Source organism: Arcicella rosea (assembly GCF_040543805.1).
Lineage (GTDB): Bacteria > Bacteroidota > Bacteroidia > Cytophagales > Spirosomataceae > Arcicella > Arcicella rosea.
The window spans coordinates 362,096-386,393 of the sequence record NZ_JBEUMS010000001.1; the positions used below are offsets into that span (position 1 = coordinate 362,096).

At 34.7% G+C, this 24,298-nt stretch carries 22 protein-coding genes; 8 read left to right on the forward strand and 14 right to left on the reverse strand.

Annotated elements, in window-relative coordinates; translation table 11 throughout:
* Positions 1 to 20: 20 nt before the first annotated feature.
* Positions 21 to 1,682 carry a S41 family peptidase gene (locus tag ABID42_RS01665; RefSeq protein ID WP_367282168.1) on the reverse strand — a complete coding sequence of 554 codons (1,662 nt, stop codon included), beginning with the start codon at positions 1,680 to 1,682 and terminating at the stop codon, positions 21 to 23.
* Positions 1,683 to 1,983: 301 nt separating this feature from the next.
* On the opposite strand from ABID42_RS01665, the gene ruvX reads away from it, so the two are divergent.
* Positions 1,984 to 2,400, forward strand: coding sequence for a Holliday junction resolvase RuvX (gene ruvX, locus ABID42_RS01670; protein ID WP_323257160.1), 417 nt, complete (start codon positions 1,984 to 1,986; stop codon positions 2,398 to 2,400).
* A gap of 105 nt (positions 2,401 to 2,505) precedes the next feature.
* Complete coding sequence (locus ABID42_RS01675; protein ID WP_367282169.1) at positions 2,506 to 3,258, forward strand: shikimate dehydrogenase family protein; 753 nt, start codon at positions 2,506 to 2,508, stop codon at positions 3,256 to 3,258.
* Positions 3,259 to 3,317: 59 nt separating this feature from the next.
* Here the strand turns inward: ABID42_RS01675 and ABID42_RS01680 are convergent, their stop codons facing one another.
* Entirely contained in the window at positions 3,318 to 3,788 is a 471-nt protein-coding gene (locus tag ABID42_RS01680; protein WP_367282170.1) for a DUF2059 domain-containing protein, read from the reverse strand.
* Between the two features lie 200 nt (positions 3,789 to 3,988).
* Here ABID42_RS01680 and ABID42_RS01685 point away from each other — a divergent pair, with 200 nt between their 5' ends.
* Entirely contained in the window at positions 3,989 to 5,362 is a 1,374-nt protein-coding gene (locus tag ABID42_RS01685; protein WP_367282171.1) for a hypothetical protein, read from the forward strand.
* Between the two features lie 61 nt (positions 5,363 to 5,423).
* Here the strand turns inward: ABID42_RS01685 and ABID42_RS01690 are convergent, their stop codons facing one another.
* Positions 5,424 to 7,121 carry a sensor histidine kinase gene (locus tag ABID42_RS01690; RefSeq protein WP_367282172.1) on the reverse strand — a complete coding sequence of 566 codons (1,698 nt, stop codon included), beginning with the start codon at positions 7,119 to 7,121 and terminating at the stop codon, positions 5,424 to 5,426.
* Positions 7,122 to 7,202: 81 nt separating this feature from the next.
* Here ABID42_RS01690 and ABID42_RS01695 point away from each other — a divergent pair, with 81 nt between their 5' ends.
* Positions 7,203 to 7,844: a response regulator gene (locus ABID42_RS01695; protein ID WP_367282173.1), complete on the forward strand. Its 642-nt coding sequence runs from the start codon at positions 7,203 to 7,205 to the stop codon at positions 7,842 to 7,844.
* Positions 7,845 to 7,989: 145 nt separating this feature from the next.
* Here the strand turns inward: ABID42_RS01695 and ABID42_RS01700 are convergent, their stop codons facing one another.
* Entirely contained in the window at positions 7,990 to 8,922 is a 933-nt protein-coding gene (locus ABID42_RS01700; RefSeq protein WP_367282174.1) for a metallophosphoesterase family protein, read from the reverse strand.
* Between the two features lie 242 nt (positions 8,923 to 9,164).
* Positions 9,165 to 10,106 carry an ATP-grasp domain-containing protein gene (locus tag ABID42_RS01705; RefSeq protein ID WP_367282175.1) on the reverse strand — a complete coding sequence of 314 codons (942 nt, stop codon included), beginning with the start codon at positions 10,104 to 10,106 and terminating at the stop codon, positions 9,165 to 9,167.
* A gap of 358 nt (positions 10,107 to 10,464) precedes the next feature.
* On the opposite strand from ABID42_RS01705, the gene ABID42_RS01710 reads away from it, so the two are divergent.
* The 3 genes from ABID42_RS01710 (at position 10,465) to ABID42_RS01720 (ending at position 13,224) form a co-directional block, all read left to right on the forward strand.
* Positions 10,465 to 11,151 (forward strand): response regulator, encoded by a 687-nt coding sequence (locus tag ABID42_RS01710; RefSeq protein ID WP_323330506.1) that lies wholly within the window; start codon positions 10,465 to 10,467, stop codon positions 11,149 to 11,151.
* A 63-nt stretch (positions 11,152 to 11,214) separates the two neighbouring features.
* Positions 11,215 to 12,048 (forward strand): UDP-2,3-diacylglucosamine diphosphatase, encoded by an 834-nt coding sequence (locus ABID42_RS01715; protein ID WP_323257173.1) that lies wholly within the window; start codon positions 11,215 to 11,217, stop codon positions 12,046 to 12,048.
* 12 nt (positions 12,049 to 12,060) lie between these two features.
* Positions 12,061 to 13,224, forward strand: a complete 1,164-nt coding sequence (locus ABID42_RS01720) for a glycosyltransferase family protein (protein ID WP_367282176.1) — start codon at positions 12,061 to 12,063, stop codon at positions 13,222 to 13,224.
* Here ABID42_RS01720 and ABID42_RS01725 read toward each other — a convergent pair.
* The 3 genes from ABID42_RS01725 to ABID42_RS01735 are packed head-to-tail and all read right to left on the reverse strand — an operon-like array spanning position 13,179 to position 13,941.
* A complete protein-coding gene (locus ABID42_RS01725; RefSeq protein ID WP_367282177.1) occupies positions 13,179 to 13,430 on the reverse strand; it encodes a PIN domain-containing protein in 252 nt (83 codons plus the stop codon). The two genes, ABID42_RS01720 and ABID42_RS01725, sit on opposite strands and share 46 nt — an antisense overlap.
* Positions 13,431 to 13,484: 54 nt before the next feature.
* Complete coding sequence (locus ABID42_RS01730; protein WP_367282178.1) at positions 13,485 to 13,643, reverse strand: hypothetical protein; 159 nt, start codon at positions 13,641 to 13,643, stop codon at positions 13,485 to 13,487.
* Between the two features lie 4 nt (positions 13,644 to 13,647).
* Positions 13,648 to 13,941, reverse strand: a complete 294-nt coding sequence (locus ABID42_RS01735; RefSeq protein ID WP_367282179.1) for a hypothetical protein — start codon at positions 13,939 to 13,941, stop codon at positions 13,648 to 13,650.
* A gap of 151 nt (positions 13,942 to 14,092) precedes the next feature.
* Between ABID42_RS01735 and ABID42_RS01740 the strand changes: the two genes are divergently transcribed.
* Positions 14,093 to 14,629 (forward strand): C40 family peptidase, encoded by a 537-nt coding sequence (locus ABID42_RS01740; protein ID WP_323257181.1) that lies wholly within the window; start codon positions 14,093 to 14,095, stop codon positions 14,627 to 14,629.
* 48 nt (positions 14,630 to 14,677) lie between these two features.
* Here ABID42_RS01740 and ABID42_RS01745 read toward each other — a convergent pair whose 3' ends face one another.
* The 6 genes from ABID42_RS01745 to ABID42_RS01770 form a co-directional block, all read right to left on the reverse strand.
* A complete protein-coding gene (locus ABID42_RS01745) occupies positions 14,678 to 14,995 on the reverse strand; it encodes a hypothetical protein (RefSeq protein ID WP_367282180.1) in 318 nt (105 codons plus the stop codon).
* Positions 14,992 to 15,867, reverse strand: coding sequence for a pirin family protein (locus ABID42_RS01750; protein ID WP_367282181.1), 876 nt, complete (start codon positions 15,865 to 15,867; stop codon positions 14,992 to 14,994). The genes ABID42_RS01745 and ABID42_RS01750 overlap by 4 nt, the downstream gene beginning before the upstream one ends.
* Before the next feature lie 278 nt (positions 15,868 to 16,145).
* A complete protein-coding gene (locus ABID42_RS01755; RefSeq protein WP_367282182.1) occupies positions 16,146 to 17,336 on the reverse strand; it encodes a PQQ-dependent sugar dehydrogenase in 1,191 nt (396 codons plus the stop codon).
* A gap of 246 nt (positions 17,337 to 17,582) precedes the next feature.
* Complete coding sequence (locus ABID42_RS01760) at positions 17,583 to 20,384, reverse strand: glycoside hydrolase family 2 protein (RefSeq protein ID WP_367282183.1); 2,802 nt, start codon at positions 20,382 to 20,384, stop codon at positions 17,583 to 17,585.
* Positions 20,385 to 20,621: 237 nt separating this feature from the next.
* Positions 20,622 to 22,367, reverse strand: coding sequence for a glycoside hydrolase family 9 protein (locus ABID42_RS01765; RefSeq protein WP_367282184.1), 1,746 nt, complete (start codon positions 22,365 to 22,367; stop codon positions 20,622 to 20,624).
* Between the two features lie 97 nt (positions 22,368 to 22,464).
* Positions 22,465 to 24,249: a hypothetical protein gene (locus ABID42_RS01770; protein ID WP_367282185.1), complete on the reverse strand. Its 1,785-nt coding sequence runs from the start codon at positions 24,247 to 24,249 to the stop codon at positions 22,465 to 22,467.
* Between the last annotated feature and the right edge of the window lie 49 nt (positions 24,250 to 24,298).

A 24,298-nucleotide genomic window follows, 5' to 3' on the forward strand; every position in this document is an offset into this window, starting at 1 on the left:
GCAAGTTTAATAAGGTATTACTACTGCTTACCCGAATGCGTAAGGGTTTCAACCATTTCACCACGAGCTAGTTTTTCTGCTTTTTCAAAGTTTTGTAATGCTTTTTGCAATGTTTCATCAAAAGACATCAATACTTGATAATATTCATTATTCAAGGTTCTGTTGGTTTTTCTTTGCCAAATATTTCTAGCCACTAAAGCTTTTACTTGTCCTCGGATATAATTGGCTGAACGCTCATAATCTTTGGCTGAATATTTGATTTTTGCTTGTGTTGCCAGTTTTTGTAAATCTGCCATCATGGCATCAGTCACAACAAATTGTTTTGAAAAATCCTTGAAACTAAGTTTATCCAAAGCCTTCAAATTGTTATTTGCATAATTCAAAGCATATTCTCTGATGACATTCTTGCTAAATAATTCGGTTAAATACTTAGAATAATAAGTAGTGTCTCTTGCCACAAATACATCTGGTGTGATACCACCGCCACCATAAACTATTCTACCCGCAACAGTTTTATATTTTAATTTCTCGTTAAATTTGATACTGTCAGAACTAAAAAATTCTCCGCTTTTTATTCGTTGTTCATAGTCTTTTTCGTAATCTTCTTCTTTTCCTAAAGCATAAGGTTTTTGAATACTTCTGCCACTTGGCGTGTAATATCTCGAAATAGTCAATCTTAATTCTGAACCATCATGTAAAGTAATTGGCATTTGTACCAAACCTTTTCCAAACGAACGTCTGCCGACAATCAAAGCACGATCATTATCTTGCAAAGCTCCTGCTACAATTTCAGAAGCCGAAGCACTGTTTTCATCTACTAATACAATCACTGCTCCTTTTTCAAAAATACCTTCTTGACGAGTAAAAGTTTGTGAATCAAACTTTGTGCCTTTGCCATCTGTGTAAACAATCAGTCTATCGTCTGATAACAATTCATCAACCATTTTCTCGGCACGGTCTTTATATCCTCCAGGGTTTCCACGTAAATCAAGTACTAATCTTTTTAAACCTTGCGATTTCAAAGAAGTTAATACTTTTTTAAATTCATCATAAGTAGATTCTGTAAAACGATCAACTTTGATATATCCCGTTTGGTTATCCATCATAAATCCTGCATTGATTGAATAAGAAGGGATTCTATCACGAGTAACCGTAAAAGTTCTGACTTTACTTTCCCCGTTTCTTACAATTTCAAGGTTTACTTCGCTTCCTCTTGGTCCTCTGAGTTTACTAAATATCAAACTTGAATTTACTTTTTGTCCAATCAGTGAAACACCATCTGCTTTTATCAATCGGTCGCCACTTTTAATGCCTACTACATCCGAAGGACCACCCACCATCGCATTAACAACATAAACGGTATCATTAAAAACATTGAATTCAATACCAATGCCATCAAAACCGGACTCTAATTGTGAACGTGCCGCTGCTACATCTTCTGTTGAAAAATAGGAAGTATGAGGGTCTAATTTCTCTAACATTTTTTTGATAGAAAACTCTACCAAAGAATCTGTACTGACAGAATCTACATAATTGGTTTCAACCAAAGAAAGTACTTCACGATATTTTGCAATACCTTTTGCAACATTATTCATCCTCGACTGACCACCAAAGAAATTGGCACCAACAAGCATACCTATCACCAAAGTAAAAGCAATGATAATGGGAAGTCTGACACTCATTGGAGAATTATTTACGGGCTTATTTTCCTTCATCTTTTAATCAAAAAATTATTTTAACAACAAAATACCAATAAATTCTTAAAAAGCATATAATGTTCTACCTTTTTCAGCAGGAATAGGTTTTTTAATAACGATGAATCCTTTCGGAAAATATTTGCCCAATAAAATGATGTAACTTTGTAAGATAATAAATCAAAAATACTTCAACCCTAGCTCTACTATTCTGAAGAAAGATTTTTTCCAATTCAATTTCTTTCTCTTGAATATTTAAAAGAGTAATGGCTGAAGTAATTCAAATACAATGGGAAGAATTTTAGCCATAGATTATGGCAGTAAGAGAGTAGGTTTGGCAGTAACCGACCCTTTAAAAATTATTGCTTCTGCTTTAGATACCATTCATAGCAAAGATGTCTTGGAATTTTTGAAGGCATATATTGCCCGTGAAGAAGTTGAAGCGATGGTTGTGGGAATGCCTGTCAACTTAGATGGAGAAGACACCAACAATACGCCACAAGTAAAAGGCTTTGTAAAAGGTCTGAAAAAAGCATTTCCTGATATGCCCATTCATTTACATGACGAACGTTTTACTTCGTCGATGGCAATGAGTGCCATGATTACAAGCGGATATTCGAAAAAAGACCGCCGTGAAAAAGGAAATATTGATAAAATTTCTGCGACAATCATTTTACAATCTTTTATGGAAAGTAAAGGGATGTAATTAATTGAGCGTTTGAATGAATGAGTGATTTAGTGATTAATACATTCAAAATAACAATTTTCAACAAAGCTTATAGCGTACGCTTCAAGGCAAAAAACAATCAACATGAATCTTTACGGACTTATTGGTTATCCGCTTGGACATTCATTTTCTAAAGGATACTTCACTGAAAAATTCCAACAATTAGGCATTGCCGACACCCATACTTATGAAAAATTTGAATTAGAAAACATTCAAGATTTTCCTGCTTTATTAAAAAGTAATAGTCCACAACTAAAAGGTTTGAACGTTACCATCCCTCATAAACAAAATGTTATTCCTTTTTTGGATGCTGTAGATGAAGCCGCTTTAAAAATCGGTGCGGTTAATACTATCAAAATTATGCCTGATGGTTCTACCAAAGGTTTTAATACTGATTATTGGGGTTTTCGTTGGACTTTAGAAAAGTGGGCTGACTTTCAAGAAATCTTACCACAGAAAGCTTTAGTATTAGGAAAAGGTGGCGCAGCAAAAGCAATTATTCAAGCTTTGCAAGATTTGGGTTTAGCAACACAATATGTATCAAGAACTAAAGAAGAAGATACCATTACTTATGAAGAATTGACTGAAGAAGTAATGAAAGAACATCTTTTTATTGTGAATACTACTCCTTTAGGAATGTATCCTAAAACAGAAAACTTTCCTGCAATACCATATCATTTATTGACAGATAAACATTTGTTGTATGACATCGTTTATAATCCTTTGGAGACTACTTTCTTAAAAAAAGGACTTGAAAATGGTGCAAAGGGTGTCCATTTCGGTTTAGAAATGCTTCACGGACAAGCAGAAAAAGCTTGGGAAATTTGGAACGCATAAAACAACACACTTCCCTGTCACATCCTAAAAAAGCACGAGTTGGAAACTCGTGCTACGGTTTATTTATTTTCTTCTTCTTCGGTTTCTTCTGCTTCACCTTTTTCTTCTAGCATTTGTTGATATACTTTCATTCCTAGTTTTTCTCCAAATGCTTTACCCATTTGCATGGAATCAGCCATGATGAGTGGTTGTTTTTCAATTACTTTTTTTCCTATCGGACTTTCATGATATGCTATCAATTCTTTTATTTCACTATGGGTGAAATGCTTGTCATAAATAGGTACATATAACATTATAAGTTCGTCGAAATCAATCGTAGTAAGTACTTTATCAAAAAAACCTTCTGGAGCATCCTTGTAAGCCGGGTTTGTTTTCATCATACTCATGTATTGTGTCATCATTGTTTTGACAGCCTTAGCAGTACCGCTTACTTCAAGAAGTTTTTTGATGTCTTTTACTTTTGCGCTATCGGTTTGTGCAAAACTTGTTAAGGAAACGAGTAAGAGAATAATAAAGGTGATTGCTTTCATGCTTGTGTATGTTTAAAATATGATAAAATACGATGGAACATTGCTTTAAAAGTACGGCACTAAGGTAAATAAAACAAACAATTGATTAACATTATTGGAGGAATACTTTAGTAAAGCAAAAATACTTGCTATTCTATAGATAGTTTTTTAGTAGCTTTGTGTAATACCTTATTAATTCAACATTTAACATTTCTATCACTATGAAACACTCCGTTTTTTACATCGTACTGTTATGTACTTTTTTTACACTTTCAAACCTTTGTGCACAAGTACAATTTGACAATTTCCCTTCTTATGAAAAGTTAATCTCTAAAGCACAAAAAGACAAAAAACTCATTTTTGTTCAAGTAAATGCTGCTAGTTGTAATCAATGTAATGAAGTAGCTCAAAAAGGACTTTCTAGTACTCTTTTAAAAGAAAAATATGCACTCAATGTCATTGCTGTTTCTGTAAAACAAGAAGATGAAATCTTCAAAAAAATCCTTGAAAAAAACCAACTAAATAACTTTTCGATGGGTTCGTTTTTTTTAGATGCTGATGGATTTGTTTTACGAAAAGTAAACTCTACTACTTCTGATCCAGCTTTTTATTTAGAATTAGCCGATAAAGCCATTGAGCTCTCAAAGAATAATACTTTAAAAGAATTAGAATTGAAATACAAAAAAGGTGATAGAAGTAAAGAACTGCTCAGAAAAATTATTGAAGAAAGAAACAAGTTTGATATTGAAGCTTATGAATTGGTGGATGAATACCTTCAGATGCAAACTTTAGCAGAACTTTCAACGATTGAAATGGCTAAATTCCTCACCGAACAAGCTTTACCATTGAACAATATTGGTAGAAAACTCTTATTAAATCTTTTTTCTAAAAAAACAGTTGATAGCTTATTTTTCACTTATTCTTTAAAAGAAAGAGTAAATATTAACAACAAAATCATACAAAGTACTAATACCATTGCGATGAAAAATAAGGACAAAGCTTTGGCGTATCAGATAGGTGGTTTTATAGAAAATGTCAATACTGCTGGTTTTGAAAAAGGAAGTTTCAAAAGATATACTTATCAGTTAAGTTTCTTTGAAGCTATTAAAGACACTACTGCATATTTAAGAGATTCTCAGGCTTTTTGTGATTATTTGTTGATGAATGTATCGGTAGATAATTTGAAAAAAAGAGAAGATAAAGAGCGAAATGCTATACTTGAAACGAAGAAAAAAGAGCAAAATGGTATCGCTGTCGTGTCCACCACTTATACCCCTTTTTACATAGGTTATGCCCGACAATTGAATAATGTTGCTTTTTCTTATTATAAATATACCAACAATTCAGAAAACTTATTAAACGCTTTAAGATGGTCGAAGAGGTCTATGGAGATCTACGAAGCACTTTCGCCTGATGTAAATCATCAACAAAACCCAATGATGATGGATACTTATGCTTGTTTACTTTATAAGACTGGGAAAAAAGAAGAAGCGATTCAATGGGAAACAAATGCAGTAGAAACCTTAAAAAAATATGGGGAAGAAAGTAGTAGTTTAGAGAAGACTCTAGACAAAATGAAAAGAGGAGTTTTATAAATTAAATAATATTGACGCTCAATGCTGAATCGAAAACATTTAGCATTGAGCGTTTTTCTTATCAAACAAAAGGAATTGAAATCGTTACGGATGTTCCAGCAGTAGGTTCTGAATGCAAAGTGATGATACCATGTAAATAATTTACTCTTGAACGAATATTATTCCATCCATTATTCTCTGGCTGTACTTTGTTATCGTCAAAACCTTTTCCGTCATCTTCAACTGTAATGGTCAAGGTTCTTTCTTCTTGATAAACAATCTGAATCAGAATTTCAGAAGCTTCAGCATGTTTGAGGGCATTCGTCATCAATTCTTGAATAATTCTAAAAATCATTAAGCTACTTTCAGGCGAAATCTCAAATTCCTTCCCAAAATGTTGAAAAATAATATTCGGTGAAGTACTGTTTTGTTTTAAAATCAAATCATCTATCGAACGAATTAAACCAAATTGGGTCAGTGCATTTGGTTGTAAATTACTTGAAATAATACGTACTTCTGCACAGGCATCATCTATCATTTCCGCAATTTGGTCTTTAGAAGTATTGATATTTTCTGTCTGGAATTTAATTCTGGATAATAAAGTCCCTAAGCCATCATGAAGTTCTTGCGAAATACGCAGTCTTTCTATTTCTTGTCCGTTAATCAAAGCACGAAGTGTTTCGATTTGAATATTTTTCTTTACCTTCTCGGCATCTAAACGATTAAACCTTTGTCTGCTAAAATAGGCGTAAGTCAGCACACCAATCAATAGAATCGCCAAAATAATTAAGACAATATACATTTGTTGGCGAATCAAAAGTTTGTCTAATTCTATGTCGGCGAGTTTCTTTTCTAAAGCAATTTTAGAAACCACCATGCGCTGTTTTTCCAGTAAATTATATTCGCTAAAAGCACGAACATCGCTTTCCATTTTAGAGAAATAGATTTCTTCAGTGGTTTTTCTGGCTTTATTCATAAAGTCATAAGCCTTCTGAAAATTCTTTTGCTTGAAGTAATAGTTTTGAATTTCGTAATACACTTCTTTTTGCAATTGTATCAACATGCTATTACTTTCAACAATTTTTTGACTTTCTAATAAAGTGGCAAGTCTTTCTTCCTGATTATTTAAAGCATCATAACATTTAGATTTTACGTAAAGCGAAAGTGCCTCCAACCAATCAATTTGTAGTTTTTTGCCTACTCTATAACTTATTTCAGCATGTTTGAGCGATTCGTCATACTTTGCAATACGATAATAATAATCAGAATAAGAAGAATGGAGTCTCCCTTCGTATGCCTCATCTTTTACTTTTTTATTAAGCATTTCAACCCTATCAAGGATTTCTTTTACATTTTTGAAATTATTCTCGTGAATATCAATATTGGCTAAATTCACTAAATGCCCAATTTCACTAATTGGTTGATTTTTTACTCTGAAATAATCAACAGCACTCTTTATATATTCTTTTGCATACTCTTTAATAAAAGGTCTATCCATAAAATAAGAGCCCAAAGCACCTCGTATATTGTAAAAATTAGCCGAATCTTTCATTATTAGAAAACACTCCATGCTTTTACGGAGGTTCGTAAGCGGAGAATAATTCAGTCCGTACTGTTTCTCTTCACTTTTGGCATAACTCCAATAAGTATAGGCTAGTCCAAGCGTATCTTTTTTGTTTTGATATTTTTGTAGCAGCTGGTCTAATTGAGTTTTAGTATAGTTATTACTTAAACTAGGGTACTCATCTTGGGAAATTGCAAAAGAAACCTTGAGAAGCAAAAAAAATATTGTTATTTTAGGAGATAAAAGAAGGTTCTTCATATTAGTATAAATATATATTTGCCAAATATTAATCACGTAATGATACGCATTTTATTAGTTGATGACCATAAAATTTTCACGGAGGGAGTAGCATCATTGTTATCGCCTGTTTCAGATTTTGAAGTAGTTGGTGAATGCAAAACGGCTGAACAAGTTAAGGTTTTTTTAGCAGCAAATAGCATTGATGTTGTGCTGCTAGACATCAACCTTGGCGAAGACAGTGGTTTGGATGTCTGTAAGTATATTTCAGACAATTATCCTCCTGTAAAAGTATTGGCGATGTCGATGTATAATGATGAAAGCTTTATCACGAAAATGATTAAAAATGGTTCTTCAGGCTATATTTTGAAAAATACTGGTACCGAAGAATTACAAAAAGCCATTAGAACAGTTTACGAAGGCAATACTTACCAAAGTGAAGAAGTGATGAACATCATCATGAGGGGATTGACACGACAAAAACAACAAGAAAAAAGCCTTTATCAGATTCGATTTACTAGAAGAGAAAGAGAAATACTTGACCTTATCGGAAAAGGTTTAACGACAAAAGAAATAGCCACAACGCTTTTCATCAGCGACAAAACCGTAGAAACGCACAGAAGTAATTTATTAGCAAAATTTGAAGTAAAAAACGTAGCAGGGCTAATCAAACTTGCTATTGAATATGGATATTTGAAGTAATGAGTGATTGAGTGAGTTGTGAATTGTGAGTTAGTGAATAGGTAAATCACTAATTCTTATTTAGAATTTATATTACTACTTACTTCAAAAATAATCATTAATTAACTAACTCCATAACTCACAATTCACTAACTCACAACTACAACTAATAGCTCACATAATTATTTGTAAACGAACCATCGTCGTATAAATCAATTACTGCATAGCCCGCTTCGGTATGCTGGTATTTTCCAAACCACCATCTACCAGAAACAGCACCATTACAACAATACGAAACACCATTATAATCCACACGGTCACTTAAATGTATATGGCCCGAAACGGCGAGTTTTACATTTTTATGGTCATGAAAAAGTTCTGCTAATTGTTTAGAATCAGTGTGCATCCAACTTCCCGGTACTTCCCAACGCCCATCTTTTTCTTTCATATTGTTTCCATCAAAAAAGACACAAGCCGCTAAAATAGGAATGTGCGAGATTACCATTGTTGGTTTATTAGCTGGTAAAACTTTAAGGTCTTTTTTCAGCCAGTCGAATTGTTCTTCATCAACATTGGCCGTGTACCAAGAACCATCTTTCTTTTTCTGAACACTATCCAACATCACAAAATGCCAATCTTTATTATCAAAGCTATAATAACGCTTATCCATGCCCATTTCGTCCATTGCCCATTTTTTGCCATCTTCAAAGCTACTTTGGCTATCGCCTTCGCAACAAATATCATGGTTACCAACACTGTGGAAAACAGGCAAAGAGTTTTCAGCTTTCAGCACATCATTGAATAAATTCCACTGTTTTTTCACATTTCCTTTTCTATGTTTATGTGCATCCATCACACAGTCGCCAGAGTTTATAATCAAATCAGGTTTTACTACATCTTGAATATGATGTAAACATTTCGCAAAACCTTTTGAAGAATTTACCAAAGGAATGGCTTCCTCAATGTGTACGTCTGTAATATGCGCAACTCTTAGTACTCTTTTCGGAGTATTGGTTTGCTCTTTTGCTTTTACAAAATTCGGAATGGATAAACCGCCAGCTACAAGCCCCATCTGGCGAAGTAAATCACGTCTTTGCATCTAATTTCAGTTTGGTTTCGCAAAGATTGTCTTTTAAGATAAGCTATTGGTTGTCTGACAATTAAGCCTTTGTAAACTTTACTGATGGATTGTAAAGAAATTGTAAATTAGCGGTGAGCTATTAGCTGCGAGCCTTGAGCAATGAGCTTTGAGATTTTATAGCTGCAAACCTTTTAAAAGGGAGTATTAAAGCTGATAACTCAAAACTCACTTCTCAAAGCTCAAGGCTCAAAGCTTATTGCTCAAATCTCATAACTTACAGCTCGTAGCTCATAGCTAAACGCTGATTTAGTAACTAATAAAATTCTACGGAAAAGTTCTTTTAAATCAATGCCTTCGTTCAAGGCAATACTTGGTAAAAAACTACGTGCATCTAAATTGGGCATTGTATTAATATCCAATACATAGATTTCCCCATTATGAATACGAATATCTGTTCTAGACATTCCTCTTATTTTCATGGTTTTGTGTAAAGTCAAAACCTTTTGCATAATTTCCTGACGAATACTTTCTTCCATTGCTGGATTCAATATTTTTTCAGTCACTCCATAGGCTTGTCCTGCAATATATACTTCTCTGTTATCATCAGGACGAATCTCTAAAGGTGATAAAGCCATATAATCTGTTCCGTCTTCATTCGGAATTACACCAACTGTAAATTCACGACCAGTAATATAAGGTTGAATGATGTAATCTTCCTTCTCCATTAAAGTCTGATAAGGTATTTCAGAAGCATCAAAAACTAACATATTCAAATGTAAACTCCCCATGCGATGTTTTACGATATAACGTTCGTACTCTAAAAAAGCTACATCACTAAGCTCAATAATAGGAGGCGTTTTTACTTGTATTTCTTCACAGATTTGTGGAAGATTCATTTTGTCTTTCGCTAAGATTTGTACTTCATAAGTACTTGCGGTGTGATTGATAGCATGGCTATCCAACCAACGAGCAATATCCGCCTGACCGACTTCTCCGAATCCATAACACACATTAAAAACTACATCGAATTGCTTTAAGAAATCGGCAAATTCTGTCGTAAAACCCACAAAATGTGTTACATAAGGATAGTAGTCATCTGGTGTAGCTTTCAAAAAAGTAGCAATGGTACTTCCGAAAATATTTTCTTTCCACGGTGTGAAAGTGGAATCTGAATATAGGAATATGAGTTTTTGAGCTGACATGATTTCATGGTTAATATTAGAAATCGAAAATAATAGACATTACAATGTCCAATGATTATCAGATAATTATGGATGTGTTAATTTTTTATACAAACAGCATCTTTTACAAAAACGTAAAGTGTTGTTAATGATATGGTTACATTAGAAAACTATTTTTGAGACGTAAATTAAAACAAATCATCTCATGCAAAAAGTAGGACGTTATCTAGGCGTTTTTCAACGCAATTTTACTTGGTTTATGACTTCAATGTTTGTTTCATAATAAACATAAAGAAAGCATAATTCAAGCTTAACACTGAGATAATCTTAGGGCAGTAAGTTTGGTTAAAATTTATCAAACTTTTTAAGATTATAAAAAATGATTGACCTATCTCTGAAAATCTTATTGGTTGACGACGACCCAGATATTCTAGAATTACTTGAATACAACCTACAGAAAGAAGGTTTTCAAATCCGTACTGCCGAAAATGGTCTTCAAGGGATTCAAGTAGCTCAAGATTTCTTGCCCGACATGATTCTGATGGACATTATGATGCCCGTTATGGATGGTATTGAAGCTGGCAGAATCATCAAACAATCTAAAGAATTGAAGAATTCTTATCTGATATTCTTGACCGCCAGAACAGAAGAGTATTCGGAAGTTGCCGCTTTTGATATTGGTGCGAACGATTACATCATCAAGCCTGTAAAGCCTAGGGCTTTAATTAGCAGAATCAAAGCAGTTTTTCAACGCAACATTGCCGAAACCTTAGAAGAAGAAAAAGTGGTTTTGGAGGATTTAATCATTAACCGCCAAAATTATTCTATCGCTGTAAAGGAATCTTCATGGACTTTACCCAAAAAAGAATTCGACTTGTTGATGTTCTTTGTGAGTAACCCAAATAAGGTTTATACCCGAGACGAAATACTTTCAAGTGTTTGGGGCAAAGGCATTCACGTCACAGAACGTACTGTGGATGTACACATCCGTAAGATTCGTGAAAAAATCGGAGAAGATTACATCCGCACTATTAAAGGAGTAGGTTATTTATTTTCAAGAAACTAATCCTTAACAATCCTTTAATATTCTGGCAATCATCTGATTAAAGTAAAATAACAACTTTGGATTATGAAAACGCCAAAGCAATATAAAACCGTCATCATTTCTGATGTTCACCTAGGCTCAGAAGGTTCAAAAGCTAAAGAAGTAACAGCTTTCTTGAAGAGTATTTCCTGCGAAACCTTAATTATGAATGGCGATATTATTGATGGTTGGCAATTGAAAAAGGGTGGTTCTTGGAAGAAAAAACATACTGCTTTTTTCAGGGCTGTCTTGAAAATGATTGAAAATCATAATACCAAAGTAATTTATCTGAGAGGAAATCATGATGATTTTTTAGACCAAATCATCCCTTTTCAATTAGGAAAATACTTTATCGTTCAGCGTGATTATATTTTACAATCTGGTTCAAAAAGCTTCTTTATTACTCATGGAGACATTTTTGATTCGGTGACTTCGCAAATGAAATGGCTCGCCTACCTCGGCGATATTGGTTATAATTTCCTTTTATCCATCAACAAACTATATAACCAATATCGTAAGTGGCGAGGTTTTTCTTATTACTCTTTTTCGCAGAAAATTAAACAAAGAGTAAAGGAAGCGGTAAACTATGTTTCGGATTTTGAAGAAAAACTTATCGAATTAGCCAAAGCAAATCATTGCGAAGGCATTATTTGTGGGCATATCCACAAACCAGACATTCGTTTGATTCAAGATATTACTTATATGAATTCTGGTGATTGGGTAGAATCATTAACAGCTTTGGTTGAAGACTACCAAGGCAATTGGGATTTACTTTATTTACTCCAAAACACACTGGATTTAGAAGAAGAATTAACAGATGAAGTAATAGATACGGAGGCAATGAAAACTGCCAAAGGAATTTTTATGAGTATCTCTTAACATACAACCAATATGAGCAAGTATTTATTCGTCGTGCAAGGAGAAGGTCGTGGACATTTAACACAGGCTATTTCTCTTTTTGAAATCCTGACTGCCGCAGGGCATGAAGTGGTTTCTGTAATGGTTGGCATGGAAGACAATCGTAATTTACCGACTTTCTTTACGGATAAAATCAACGCTCCGATTAATACTTTTGCAGCTCCAAGTTTAGTTTATGGACAAACCAAGGCGGTAAAAGTTTGGGATACTATCAAAACACATTTGCTGAAACTCAGTAAGTACCGCAAAAGCGTACAATATTTAGCGGAAGAAGTAAATACGCATCGCCCAGATGTTATCGTGAATTTTTACGATATTATTTGTGGATTATATGCACAATTTCATCGTCCGAATATTCCAGTTGTTTGTGTAGGTCATCAATATTTATTACTTCACAATCAATTTGTTTCATTACCTGACAAAAAAATAGACCGTTTTTTATTAAATCTCAATACCCATCTTACCTCTCTAAATTCAACAAAAAAACTAGCATTATCTTTTGTGGAAATGCCCGAAGATAATGCTAACCACATTGTAGTTACTCCTCCGCTTTTGCGTGAAGAAGTAAAAGCGTTAAAACCTACGACTAGACCTTATTTTCTAGCCTACATTACCCATCATAAATTAGCAGAAGATATTATCAATTGGCATGCTGAACACAGAAATGTGGAAGTACATTGTTTTTGGAACAATCGTGAGTTTGCTAATGAATGGCAATGCCATGAAAATCTTACTTTTCATCAAGTAAATGCCGACAAGTTTTTGAACATGATGCAAAATTGCGCTGGATTAGTTTGTACAGCAGGTTTTGAATCTGTTTGCGAAGCTATGTATTTGGGCAAACCTATTATGATGGTTCCTGTGCCAAATCATATTGAACAACAAATTAATGCTTTAGATGGCGAACGTGCTGGTGCTGGTATTGCAGATACTACCTTTAATTTCTCACGCTTTATTGAATATCTTCCTCAGCACAAAAGTATTAGTGAGACTTTTCAAGCTTGGCAAGCACAAACAGCAAGCATCTTTTTACATACTTTAGAAGAAGTAACTAAGAAAGAAATTGAGATTTATACTTTCAGAAGAACAACTCAATTGGCAAGATATTTCCGTAGATCTTTGGGTTCTAGTTTGTAAAGTTGGAGGAAATAATTATTGAGATGGTCAAAGTCTGAATCTGTAGTGACTAGCGTTAAATTTAACAAAGAGGCTGTAGCGGCAATCCAAAGGTCATTTTTACCCATATTTCTGGATGTTTTATGAGGGAATTCCTGAAAACTTGGATGATTTCTTTGACTGAATGCGTCAATATTGATATAAGCATCAATCAATATATCAGTCAATTCTATTACAGTAACATTACTGAAAATATATTCTAAGGAAGTTAACTTAACACTTCACCAATTATTTTGAAAAGCGATAGATTGTACTTCAGCAATACTCGCAATTGAGATATAAATAAGTTCAGCATTTGGATTTAATAGTTCAACTGCTTTCACTGGATTTGTCGAACGAGCAATTGAAATGATAATATTAGTGTCGAACAGTAAATTCATTTATCTATCTTTTTAACATCTTTAATGCTTTTTTGTATTCTTCTTCTGTTAAAGGTTCTCCTAAAGGTATATCATTTAAACGTTCTGGCGTATGACCCGTCAACTTGCCAAAAGCAGTAGTTCCTCCAGCCGCTATAATTTCTTCTGCGGAATAAGTTTTTACTTTCTTGAAAATATATGGCTTATTTGTTGAGTCAACTTTCATGATTTCTAAAGGATGATATGCTGTAAATATAACAAAAAAATCAATCGCTTCTATTCCCATCTTTACTCTTTTGAAAGCTAAAGCTGTCAGCATTTTCAAGATGAATTATCAATTTTGATATACTATAATCTTAAAAAATCAGTTAAAAGCTTATCGACAATTGGATAAAATAAAGACAAACGTTTTCGTTTTTGAACTTTTTTAACTAATTTAGGAACTGAACTCAGACATTATACCCAATATTATGCTGAAAAAAGCTTTATTTACCATATTTTGTGTAGGAATTCGTATTGCCTCTTTTGGTCAATTTGCTCCTTCTGATTCGACTCACAACAAGTCTAATCAATTCACTTTCGGTACAGTAAATAATCTCCTCGACTTCGCTAATGACCACCTTCATCTGAGGTATCGCTCTGGTGGAACTACTAAAAAAGGTTTTGATTGCTCTGGTTTTGTCCGCTATTGTTTTAAAAACTTTGGGATGATTTTACCCCACGGTAGTGCTGCACAAAGTTTATTGGGTTACTCTGTTTCCAGAATTGAAGCCCAGCCTAGTGATTTGATTTTCTTTAAAGGGCATAATGCCAAAGGGAAGAGAGTCGGTCACGTCGGAATTGTTACCGAAGTAACCGACAAATATATTAAGTTTATTCACTCAGCTTGGAACGGTGGTGTTCGCTACGATTATTTAGATGCCGCTTATTACCAGAAAAGATTTATGGGTATTAAACGTGTAATGAATCCTGCTGATGCTAAAAATATTAAGATTGAAAAGGATTAGTAAAATTGTGAATTGTGGTTGAGTGAATTAGTGATTTTGTCTCACTTCTCACTGCTTTTCTTCCAACTTTTCAATAACCTGCATAATTTCGCAGTATAATAAACCGCTTCCTCCGCCGTAATGCTGAACAATTGGTAAATTAGGGTTGATACTTTGAAAGTATTCCCTCAATTTATTTTCAGATTCTTCTTCAATTCCACTTCCCAACAACACCATATCATACGTTTTTTCCTTGCATAACCTGCACGATTCTTCGTCTGTTAAAGCACCTGTGGCTTGCCAATCTTGATTTTTGTTGATTAATCTCAAAACTGTTTCGTGAATATCAACATTTCTTCCGATTACTAATATTTCGAACTTTCTCATAACGACATCGGTACTTCCATTAATAAGATTTCTGCATCTTGACTATTCGCTTTTATTTGCAAATGCTCAATATCCCAAACACCAAAACCATCTCTTTGAGCAACCGTAAAACCTTCAATATCAAAACTTCCATTCAATACAAAAGCATAAACGCCGTTTCCTTTTTTCTTGATTTGATATGTTTTGGCAAAACCTTCATCAAATTTCCCTAAATGAAACCAAGCATCTTGATGAACCCAAACTCCTGCATCATCTGGATTGGGTGATAAAATTTGTTGAAGATTATTATGTCTGTCGTTTACGTCTAAGGTAATTTGGTCATAGCGAGGCGTAACATTCTTTTTGTTCGGGAAAACCCAAATTTGTAGAAACTTCACCAAATCATCTTTACTTTGGTTATATTCAGAATGGTAAATGCCCGTACCTGCACTCATTACTTGGATGTCTCCTTTTTTGATGACTGCCACATTTCCCATGCTGTCTTTATGTTCTAAATTCCCTTCTAAAGGAATAGAAATAATTTCCATATTATCGTGTGGATGCGTTCCAAAACCTTTACCTGCATCAACACGGTCGTCGTTCAAAACCCTTAAAACGCCAAAGTGCATACGTTCAGGATTATAATAATTGGCAAAACTAAAAGTATGATTACTATCTAACCAACCATGATTGGCATGTCCACGAGAATCAGCTTTATGAAAAACAGAATTTTCTAAAATCTTAGAAGGCGTATTTGGAATATGATTAAAACCAATAATATCAAGTTCTTTCAACTCATCAATATCGTTTTTAATAACATTTCCCAAAGCAGCAGAAGCTGCAAAAATACCTGTACCTGTAATTCCTTTTTGTATGAAAGTCTTTCTGTCCATCGTCTTGTTTGTTTTCTTGTCTCAAAATTACTGCGACGATACTCCCAAAACATTGAACTAGGACAAGATTATACTTTCTCCTTAAAAAACTTATTGACACGGTTTAATGAATACTCCCCTCGTTTTCTAAATCACAAAGCAAGATTTCTAAATTACAAAGCTCATTTTCTAAGTCACAAAGCAAGTTTTCTAAATTACACTCTTATAAATCTGAACTTTCTAAAAAAAATCAGGTCTTAGGATAGCCCAAGACCTGAAATACTCAAAATATCATCAAACTACTTACCAGCCACCAACTGATATAAAGCTCCTTTATCGCTTCCTAAAAGTACTGTTAGTAAATATACTTCCCCCGCTTGGTCTTCGCCAAAGCTGTAAATATGCCAGTTACCAGCATCTTGCGAGATTGAAAGTTTTTCTCTGTCCCACTGCTCTTTTTTATTATTTGTCAATGCCCAAACTGGTCCTGTCCAATCAGCAAAAATGTATTTGCCAGCTATGGTAGGAATTTGTTTTCCTCTATACACAAAACCACCTGTGATACTCAAACCATCTGAGTGAGGATACTCTGAGATAGGATTAATCCAGTTTTTAGGGTCTGGGTCATTCGGGAATTTTTCGTGTAAACCTTCTCTGATTCTCCAACCATAATTGCCACCTTTTGTGATAAGATTTACTTCTTCATAATTATCTTGACCAACATCTCCTGCAAATAATTCTCCCGTTTTTTTATCAAAACTGATTCTCCAAGGATTTCTAAAACCATAAGCATAAATCTCTGGACGAACTTCTGATTTACCCACAAATGGATTATCCGAAGGAATGCTATAAGGCAATTGTTTTACATCTACTCTAAGGATTTTCCCTAAGAAATTACTGAGATTTTGGGCATTGCCAGATACTCCGTGTTTATCATTTTGTCCTCCACCATCACCAACGGCAATGTATAAAAATCCATCTGGACCAAATTTCAAATCTCCTCCATTATGGTTCGACTGAGGTTCATCAAATTCCAAGACTGTTTTAGCCGTACTTTCATCAACAATATTCTTATTTTTAGCAGAAACGGTGTATTCACGAATTACGCTTTTATGGTCTAGCCCTCTTGCAGGAACTGCAACGGGCATACTGCAATACACATACAATTTGCCATTTTTAGCAAAGTCTGGATGAAAAGCCAAGCCCAACAAGCCACGCTCTTCGTAGCCTTTTTTCTTGATTACTTCGTCCGTAATGTCTAAAAACAAGCTTGGCAATACTTTACCTTTTTGAATAATTTTAATTTTCCCTTCTTGCTCGCAAACAAATAATCGTCCAGATTTATCGTTAGGTTCAGCAAAAGCCGTTGGATGCGAAAGTTCATCTGTAATTAATTTTTTATCGACTTTCAAAGCCGAAATCGTTTCCTGACTATAGCCAGTACAGCTAAATATTAAGCTGCAAAAAAGAATATTAATGAGTTTTTTCATGTCTATTTTTTTAATTGTGATTTAGTGAATTGTGAATTAGTGATTTTTATATTACAGCTATTTAAACATTTGTTTTTTTAACAGAAAAAATGGTATTAAACTATACCTAAATCAATATTCATGAATAAAGTGAGTCTTTGAGCTAATACATTTTACAAATTCCTATTAGCGGGTGAATTAATTCACCCGCTAATAGGAAAATTCAAACAGCTTAATTTTATAATTCACTAATTCACAACTCTCTAATTAGTTTTCAATAGATTTATTTTTGAAATCAAATAACAATTTACCTTTTATTGGCGTATAATTCAGCATCATATTTTTCTGGCTTTGTGGACCATATAAATTTGCTGGATTAAATTTTGCGCCAATCGGACTGATGGCATTCAAGAAACCAATGTTTCCAGTCGGGAATGGCGGACTGGTATTATCGTTCGTCGCACCTTTAGGTTTTTGTGGCTGAAGCATTTGTAAAAACATATTTTCGTCTTCAGCATATACCGTAAAAGCACTTTCTTTGGTTTCAATCACTACCCATTTCAAATCTGAATGATAACCTTTGAATTCAGGATATTGAAAATCTTCGCCCGTGATGGCATCATTATAATCTTTATGCCAAACGCCGTATTGCAAACCTTTCATGCGGTTTTTCCATACTCTGTAAGGACCACGTCCCAGCCATTTCATGCCCGTAATTTCTTTTTCTGGATAATTAAAAGTAATTCCCATAAAATCAGCATCGCCTTTTTGTGAATATTGATACGACATTTCAACAGGCTGATTCGTCACAAATTTCCACCAAACATTAAAATATCCGCCATCACCACCATAACTAACCGATACTTCGTAGCCATTTGGAGTAGCATAATGTTTAAAAGATTTTAAGGAAAGATTAACGCCCGCCAAACTTGGACCATTCGATAAGGAAATATCCGATTTTGAATTATTTACTTTGGTTAAATAACCTGTGTTTTTATCAAAAGTATAAGTAACATTATCAGCTTTAATCGTCAGGAAATTACCATCTTCGTTGGCTTCAATTTTTGTATTAACACCTTTTGAAGCAATTACTTTCGTAGCACTTTCTTCTTTTTCAGGAATCACCCACGACCAAGTAAAAATCTCTTTCCCATTTGGGTCAATTGCTTTTAAATAAAGAGCTTCACTGTCTGTCCAATTGTTGGGTAAATTCAATTTTAAATAACCCGTTTCGCCAGCAGGAATGGAAGTAAAACTTGGTTTACCAGTTTGGTTAATAATTGTTGCTAAAGATTTATCGCTTGGTTTTGGGAAAGAAAGCAATTGCCATTCAAAAGTACATTGATTTAAATCGGTGAAAGAATAATGATTTTCTACAGGCAACTTTCCATCAAAAGTACGTGGCAAGTATTTTTTAGTGATTCTTACTGGTGACCAGATTTCTTTTATCGCATAAAAACTGGCTTCTTTTTCACGATGTGGCCCTAAAATTCCATCAGGAGCATTGTTCCCAAAACCATCCAAAATACCATTTTTATCCGTTCTCACTACGGCTTCATCCACAAACGACCATAAAAAACCACCCGAACAATGCGGATGTTTGAGCATCAAATCCCAAAAATCTTCTAAGCCTGCCCCGTGTCCGCCATCGTACAAACCGTGCATAAATTCAGTTGGCATCATGATGTCTTTATCGTACAAAACCGCATTCGCCAAATAATTATAAGTAATATAATGCTTAGAATCAAAGCCGTTGAAACGTTCCCAAGGGTGAAAAACAGGGCGTTTTTGTGGGTCGTACAATTCAAAATCTTTGTCTAAATCTCTGTTCCAACCGCCTTCATTGCCATTGTCCCAAAACAAAATAGCAGGATGATTAACATCACGAATCACTACTTCTTTCACTAATTTTCTACCCGGAATGGTATCATACTTATTTTGCCAGCCCGTTAGTTCGTCCATTACATACAAACCCAAAGAATCACAAACATCTAAAAAGTGAATATCTGGCGGATAATGCGACATCCTTACGGCATTCATATTCATTTCTTGCATCAATTTCACATCCTTGATGCTTAATTCTTTACTGGTAGTTCTGCCCGTTTCAGGATTAAAAGAATGGCGGTTTGAACCACGAAGCGTTACTTTTACACCATTCACATAAATGCCATCTCGCTTTCTTACTTCAATACTTCTGAAACCAAAACGTTGTGTACGACTATGAATAATGCCTTTTTCATATTTCAGTGAAATCTTTGCTTGATACAAATTAGGCGTTTCAGCATTCCACAATTTTACTTGTTGAAAAGCTTGTTTCAAGACCGTTTTAGCTTCTGAAGGATTGATTTTTGAAGAGAATAAAGTACCGATATTTTGCCCTGACAAAGTTTGTACTTGTACGTCAATACTTTGGTTGGCATTGGTTTTTGAGGTAAAAACATCTACCGAAAAATTTCCATCCGCTTTTGCATCAATTGCCAAACGTTCGATAAAACTTTGCGGAACAACTTCTAAATAAACTGGTCGATAAATTCCACCAAAAGCCCAAAAATCACCGTGACGTTCAGCAACATCAATAGATTTATTGGCTGAGGCTTTATTTACTTTTACTTCTAATAGATTTTTACCCGTTTTCAGCAAATCTGTAACTTCATATTGAAACTGATAAAAACCTCCTTGATGTACATCCCCCGCCAATTTTCCATTGATTTTCACTTCGGTATCCGTCATCGAACCTTCAAAAACGATGAATACTCTTTGGCTTTTCCATGTTTTCGGAACATCAAAAGTATGTTTGTACAATCCTTGTTCGTCGGCTTTGGTTTCCTCTTTTCGGTTTTCTGTACCATAACTGTACTTACCAAAGCCTTGTAATTCCCAGTTAGAAGGCACTGCAATTTTTGTCCATTTTCCACTGTTCATTCCTTTGTTGCAAAAGAAATCCCATTGAACGGTGTGGTCTTTGTCAGTTCCTGAAAGATAAATTTTCTGACTTTCTTGAGCGAATACATTGATTGAGAGTAAAAGCAGACTTGCCCAGAAAGCATAAATCGTTTTGTTTTTTTTCATAATCATTCATTATAAGGTTTAATGTACTTTCTTATAAAACATTCGGTAAAATATTTCTGCATGAAATTCCAAAAAACAAAGCAATATCCTGTATGTATTTACTTGCTAAAAGGCTAATTTATTCTTGATTCACAATTGTTTGAGGAGAAATCAATGGATTTGGAGCGTCGGGGGGAATGGAAAATTATTTCTGTAGCAAAGCTTTTTAAGATAAACTTTACTACAGAAATATTAATATTACTTCTTGATGAGGACTTCAATTGCTGAAGCTAAATACGCCAGTGGAGCATTCCAATTGATGGCAATTTCATTTGTTGAATACGAACATTCGGCATCTAAATAACATTCATCGGCTACTTTGGTGGTATAACCTTCACATTTATCTTGTTGTCCAGCGTTTGTTCCGCCCGATAAAAAACCAGGTAAAGGCTCGACAATTCCGTCAGCAATTGCCAAACGATGATGCAAGTGCATAGGGGTTTTTGAACCAAATGCTGTTAAAAAAGAATAACCTGTTCCATTTCTTCCTAAAATATAATCAAGATTTGTTAAGGCTAAATCTAAGTACTTTTTATCTTTTGTGAGTTGATAAGCCTGAATCATGGCAATTCCCTGATTGGCGGCAACTGCCGTACTTCCCCACACAAAATCTTTTGCCGTTTTTCCCATTACAGTTTGAAATGAACGCTTTTCAATGCCACTTGAAAGCGTATCTGCAAAAGCTATTAAATTACTTTTTAAAGTCGGGAAATCTTCTTTCGCCTTTCCTGTTAATTGATTGTGGAATCTTGCTAAAGAGTAATAACCCAACAAACGAACTTGATTCCATGAAGGCACAGACATTTTCTGAACTGGCAAGAAATCAATGCTATGATAATACTTTTCGTCTTTAGTAGTGATGTATAATTCTGAAGCTGCCCAAATAAATTCATCCGAAACCGTATTATCGCCATAGGCTCCTGTGGTGATTTTGGGCAAAAACTGTTCGTTTAATTTATTCTGATCATATTTCACGGTTGGATTTTTACTTGCCCAATCCCAAGCACGAACAGAAGCCGATAAACAGGAATCTGCCAAAGTAGGAAATTCTTTAGGAAATTGTCTGAAAATACGAGCTGCTTGTGCCATTACTGCGGCAAAATCTAATGTTGCGGCAGTACTTTTCTGAACAACATATCGAGTTTTCTTGGCATGGTTTGGCATCAACATTCCATCAAAATTGGCATTTGTCAATTTATGATAAACCCCACCGTCGCTATCTTGCATGGTCAACATCCATTGCAAATTCCATAGCGCTTCATCCAACACATCAGGAACAGTATTATTACTTTCTGGAATATTCAGGTTTTGTTGCTGAAAATAGTCTGGAAAGTCTTCATACATAGAAAAGAGTGTTCCCATCGTTATCCCAGAATTCACGATATACTTGTTATAATCGCCTGCATCGTACCAACCTTTTGGCGATGAAATAACTTTTCCTGCGGGTCTTTTATCAGAAATTGCCGAAGGATGAATCAATATTTTTGTATCAGGATGAGCGAATGGTCTTGCCCATTTCCCAGCATACTTTTCAGGAATTTTCGTGGATGCTCTTTGGAAATAAAAAGCTTTCAGAGAAGCTTTGGCCACACCTTGGTGTACTTTTTCTTGTATTTCAAAAGGATATGAAACACCTAATGTTGGCACTTCAATAACATATTTCCCATCTTTTTCCAAGCTTGAAAAGTCTGCAATTTGTGTTTTTTTTCCTGAAAATTCCGACTGACGTTCATTACTTAATTTTCCAGTTAAAACAGTATTTTTTAAATCAGCCGTTTTGACCATAAACGTCTCAGCATTTGCGTTTACGATTACTGCTATTTTGGGGGCATTAGGATAAAAACCTACTTGATTGAGGCGAATATTTTCAGATAATTGTTGCGAATAAACTGTACCAATCGGAATTGTTATGAAGGATAAAATGGCTAATAGTTTAATATTCATTGGATAATAGTTTTATCAATAACACATCGTTATTGTTTCCAAAATAAGAAAAAGTATCCTGTTGCTTAGTCCTTTTTAAGAAGGAGCAATCAAGATTTTATTTTTTATCGACCAACATACAAACTGAACCATAAGCTGGAACAATTACTTTAATACCCGTTCCAGTAAGTGCTGAGCGTGCTTTTAAAGAAGCATAATCAGTTGGTCCACCAGCAGCACCTTTCGGACCATTTCCATTCACTAACACTTTTCTTGAAAATTCGCCATTGTCGTTACTTCCTTCCAAACTATACCAGTAATAGCGGTTGCCCATCAAAAAGTTTTTAGTTTTTACTTCCACCGTCAGCGGAACACTTGAAGTATTCAATAAAGTAATATTTACCTGACCCGAACTATAAGTTGAAGCATAAGTTTTGATGGCTGTTGCTCCATTGCCAGTTACGGCTGAAGAAACCAATCTATCACCAATCATTTTCTGGAAATAATACATATAATGAAAAGAAGGACGAGGATTCCAACGTGGGTCGTCAGCACTTCCACCATCGCTAAAAAGTCCATGATCATTACCATTTTCCCAACCATTGAGCAAATCCCAACGAGCTGCCAAACCATATTTATTTTTAATGGCTTCGCCTTGAACGATGACCGCAAAAAGTCCACTTATATTCGATACTTGTTGTTTTAAATCCAATGCCCACATATTCCATTCTGTAAAAGCAATCGGTTTTACTTCTCCCCCATTTTTAGTGATTTCATTAGTCACAAAACTCATCATCACCGCAGGAATGTTCAGGGCTGAACTCAGTACTGTAGACGCATTAGATTTTTGTCCGAAAGGAGTAATATAATTATGAACAATATAAAAATCAGCTTTATTATTGATTTCAGGAATCAGCGTAGCATTCCAAGTTTTGGTCGTATTATTTTGCCAAGATTCTGTGACAGATTCTTGCATCACGGCTCCAATCTTAATTTTTGAACCAACTTCAGCTGCTGCTTTTCGCATAGAATCAGCATATACTTTGAAGTGCTGTGCGTATAATTTTCCTGTTAAAAACTCTGGTTGTCCGTCTTTATTTTTACTTACATCAATTCTATAGCCCGCTTCCCAATCAGCATAATTTTCGTTACCAATTTCCCAATATTGTGTTCTTCCATTATCAAAACGTACCCATTCCGCAGCTAAATGTGCCGCAGTTGCTACAGGATTTGTACTTGTACCATAACGAGCAAAACCGTAATTAATCGTAATAATTCCCTTGTTGTTACTCTGTTTCAGCAAATCATAATAATTACTCAGAGAACCTCGCCAATTATCTTTTGTTTGTCCATAGAAAAAGAAAGCATCTACCAAAGCACCATCTTTATTCATGTGCTTGTCTGGTACTCCCCAATCTTTCATGTATTGGGCGGCTGGTGTTTGTCTGCTATTATTATTAGGGTCTTGAACGGGCGAGGCATTCCAAAAGTAGCCATCACTTCCACTGCCCGCTGGCCAACGAATAATGTTAGGTTTGAGGTTAGTAATATCTGTAACAAAACTAGGTTGATCAACCAAAGTTCCCATCCAAGTATTGGCATTATGACCAAAGATTTGTTGAGGTATTTTAGCAATAATATCCGAAGCATCAACCGTTACTGTCGTCAAGGCTTGCGTTGGTGCAGCAAAATCGGTATAAGTAGGAGCTATGTAATTTTTAGCTTGCCAATCATCCAAGAAAAAACCAACTGTATTGGCAATTTTAGGCTCAACAGGAGGAATAATGGTAACTGTTGTAGTGTCTTTAGGAACAGTAATGATATTTTCTTCTACCGTTTTTGAGCAGGAAGAACCCAAAAGAATTGATAGTCCAAAACATAGTATTGGATTAAAGCATTTCATAATTATGTCAGTAAAGTTGGATGAATTATCGAAAAAGTAAGGATGTTTG

Bases quoted from the DNA above. Each gene is read 5' to 3' on its own strand.
- ABID42_RS01710 (WP_323330506.1), top strand. From the start codon at position 10,465: ATGATTGACCTATCTCTGAAAATCTTATTGGTTGACGACGACCCAGAT.
- ABID42_RS01735 (WP_367282179.1), bottom strand. From the start codon at position 13,941: ATGCTGACAGCTTTAGCTTTCAAAAGAGTAAAGATGGGAATAGAAGCG.
- ABID42_RS01720 (WP_367282176.1), top strand. From the start codon at position 12,061: ATGAGCAAGTATTTATTCGTCGTGCAAGGAGAAGGTCGTGGACATTTA.
- ABID42_RS01745 (WP_367282180.1), bottom strand. From the start codon at position 14,995: ATGAGAAAGTTCGAAATATTAGTAATCGGAAGAAATGTTGATATTCAC.
- ABID42_RS01765 (WP_367282184.1), bottom strand. From the start codon at position 22,367: ATGAATATTAAACTATTAGCCATTTTATCCTTCATAACAATTCCGATT.
- ruvX (WP_323257160.1), top strand. From the start codon at position 1,984: ATGGGAAGAATTTTAGCCATAGATTATGGCAGTAAGAGAGTAGGTTTG.
- ABID42_RS01740 (WP_323257181.1), top strand. From the start codon at position 14,093: ATGCTGAAAAAAGCTTTATTTACCATATTTTGTGTAGGAATTCGTATT.
- ABID42_RS01700 (WP_367282174.1), bottom strand. From the start codon at position 8,922: ATGCAAAGACGTGATTTACTTCGCCAGATGGGGCTTGTAGCTGGCGGT.
- ABID42_RS01675 (WP_367282169.1), top strand. From the start codon at position 2,506: ATGAATCTTTACGGACTTATTGGTTATCCGCTTGGACATTCATTTTCT.
- ABID42_RS01715 (WP_323257173.1), top strand. From the start codon at position 11,215: ATGAAAACGCCAAAGCAATATAAAACCGTCATCATTTCTGATGTTCAC.
- ABID42_RS01685 (WP_367282171.1), top strand. From the start codon at position 3,989: ATGAAACACTCCGTTTTTTACATCGTACTGTTATGTACTTTTTTTACA.
- ABID42_RS01750 (WP_367282181.1), bottom strand. From the start codon at position 15,867: ATGGACAGAAAGACTTTCATACAAAAAGGAATTACAGGTACAGGTATT.
- ABID42_RS01695 (WP_367282173.1), top strand. From the start codon at position 7,203: ATGATACGCATTTTATTAGTTGATGACCATAAAATTTTCACGGAGGGA.
- ABID42_RS01705 (WP_367282175.1), bottom strand. From the start codon at position 10,106: ATGTCAGCTCAAAAACTCATATTCCTATATTCAGATTCCACTTTCACA.
- ABID42_RS01760 (WP_367282183.1), bottom strand. From the start codon at position 20,384: ATGAAAAAAAACAAAACGATTTATGCTTTCTGGGCAAGTCTGCTTTTA.
- ABID42_RS01755 (WP_367282182.1), bottom strand. From the start codon at position 17,336: ATGAAAAAACTCATTAATATTCTTTTTTGCAGCTTAATATTTAGCTGT.
- ABID42_RS01665 (WP_367282168.1), bottom strand. From the start codon at position 1,682: ATGAGTGTCAGACTTCCCATTATCATTGCTTTTACTTTGGTGATAGGT.
- ABID42_RS01770 (WP_367282185.1), bottom strand. From the start codon at position 24,249: ATGAAATGCTTTAATCCAATACTATGTTTTGGACTATCAATTCTTTTG.
- ABID42_RS01680 (WP_367282170.1), bottom strand. From the start codon at position 3,788: ATGAAAGCAATCACCTTTATTATTCTCTTACTCGTTTCCTTAACAAGT.
- ABID42_RS01730 (WP_367282178.1), bottom strand. From the start codon at position 13,643: ATGAATTTACTGTTCGACACTAATATTATCATTTCAATTGCTCGTTCG.